This is a genomic window from Mesorhizobium sp. P5_C1 (assembly GCF_054049815.1).
Genome location: NZ_JBFULQ010000971.1, coordinates 1 through 1,307 on the forward strand (window position 1 = coordinate 1; position 1,307 = coordinate 1,307).

Here is a 1,307-nt window from a genome sequence, read left to right on the forward strand (position 1 = left end):
GTGCAAGCGATTGACTCACCGGCAGCGCTTGGCTGTCGAGTATCCGGGCAATCTGCTCACAGGTCTCATCGACACTGTAGCCATCGGTGTAGAACGTTGCCGTCGCCAGTGACGCGTTTGACGGGTGCTCCAGGAACGGCCGGTTTAATGCGACAAAATCCGCCCTTCGTCTTCCGGTACCACTGCCCTAGCGCATAAGATGTCCAGCGAGCGCTCGATATCTGGCGAGGGCAGCAGATAAACGACATGTGAAGCGCGCTTGACCGCGGTCTGGACGCGCGCCAGAAGCACGTCGTCCTCATAGACCGAGTGACCTGCGCCGAAGTCGATGATCATATCCTAGTCGAGAAGCACCTGCTCCACTGCATACGCCTCGAACGGTTTCCAGTAGTCGAAACGTGCACGCCAGCCCTTTGCCTTGACACGCCGCCGCTGTTCCCGCCGGTCATAGCCGATCTGGTAATAGTATCCCCAACGTACGAGATCGAGCGGGATGTTGCGCAGTGACAAACGGTCGGAGAGGCGCTCCGCAATCTTGGACTTGCCGGAGCCCATCGGCCCTATCAGCACCAAACGTGTCATTCTAAACCGGCATCCACCCGATGATCGGCTTGTTGCGGTGAAATTGTCACCATGTGCGTGCATTGGCAAGCCAGTCGCCACCTCCTCGCCACCGGGGCCGCCTTGCGACGACATGCGGGTTGACACGCGCCCATGTTCCACGGCGCTTCTATGAGTAGTGGTTCGTCGAATTGTCTGAAGGCATCTGTGCGCGCACGTGGCGCGCTCGCTTGAAGCCCACTTTGCCGGGCACGCTCCCGACTACCGCTTCCGGTGTGGCGTCTTCAAGAAACTGGATGCAGCAAAAAAGGAAGCCCGCCACTGAGGAAGCAGTGACTGGCTCGGCCCGTGCACGAACACGAAGGCCGATCAAGTTTGCCCTTGGGCAGCGGCGCTACCCAACGCCCCTTAGGTTTCAACTTCAGCATGAGATGCCCGTTCCGATTGGGAACAAAAAGCCCGCCAACTGGATCAGGTGAAGGGCCTGGGAAAAGGCGTCGGGACGTTAATCTGGCCATCGTGGAAACGTGGCTTCAAAGCGCTAGTTGCACCTAAAACGGCGAGGTGCGGCTTGACGGACTCGCGGGTGCGCGGCTACTCGCAGGCGGGCTTATTCAGACCACGGCAAAATCGCTGTTGGTCACCGCCAGATTGGCGGTGAGCGTGGCGAAATGGGTAGAGCCGCCAGCGACACTGCCATTAGTGTCGTAGTAAAGCCAACCCGTGTCTGTCTCGTAGATGATGTG

Annotated in this window: 2 protein-coding genes; both read right to left on the minus strand. The window is 59.1% G+C overall.

Features of this window, described 5'->3' with window-relative positions:
* Positions 1-144 precede the first annotated feature (144 nt).
* On the minus strand, positions 145-336 hold the full coding sequence (locus ACXJ7R_RS33105; RefSeq protein WP_457155472.1) for a hypothetical protein: 192 nt from the start codon (positions 334-336) through the stop codon (positions 145-147).
* A 3-nt stretch (positions 337-339) separates the two neighbouring features.
* Positions 340-582, minus strand: coding sequence for a hypothetical protein (locus ACXJ7R_RS33110; protein WP_457155473.1), 243 nt, complete (start codon positions 580-582; stop codon positions 340-342).
* Positions 583-1,307 lie beyond the last annotated feature (725 nt).

What these genes read in the sequence shown, in the direction of transcription:
- ACXJ7R_RS33110 (WP_457155473.1), bottom strand. Translation starts at nt 582, where the DNA reads ATGACACGTTTGGTGCTGATAGGGCCGATGGGCTCCGGCAAGTCCAAG.
- ACXJ7R_RS33105 (WP_457155472.1), bottom strand. Translation starts at nt 336, where the DNA reads ATGATCATCGACTTCGGCGCAGGTCACTCGGTCTATGAGGACGACGTG.